The 388-nt window shown below is 61.6% G+C and carries 1 protein-coding gene; it reads right to left on the bottom strand.

The window, feature by feature from the left end; genetic code table 11:
• Positions 1-388, bottom strand: a 388-nt coding sequence (locus NBZ85_RS32040) for a methylmalonyl-CoA mutase family protein (protein WP_261563539.1), incomplete at both ends; no start/stop codon positions are given.

A 388-nucleotide genomic window follows, 5' to 3' on the forward strand; every position in this document is an offset into this window, starting at 1 on the left:
AAGTATTCTTGGATGTCGCCCATCACCTTCAGCGATAACTCGGTCGAGAAGATGCAGGTGTTCTGGCCCTGGTCTTCCTTCAGGATGTCGGCCTGCACGGTGCCGCGCACGTTCATCAGGACCCAGTCGCGGATTTTCGAGGCTTCATCGTCGGTCGGCTGGCGGCCGTTATCGAGCACGAACTTGTCGATCTGCTGGTCGATGGCGGTGTTCATGAACATCGCCAGGATGGTCGGGGCCGGGCCGTTGATGGTCATCGAGACCGAGGTCGATGGGCTGCACAGGTCGAAGCCGTCGTACAGCACCTTCATGTCGTCCAGCGTCGCGATCGACACGCCCGAGTTGCCGACCTTGCCGTAGATGTCGGGACGCAGGGCCGGGTCGGCGC

Source organism: Frankia tisae (assembly GCF_025403405.1).
Classification (GTDB): domain Bacteria; phylum Actinomycetota; class Actinomycetes; order Frankiales; family Frankiaceae; genus Frankia; species Frankia tisai.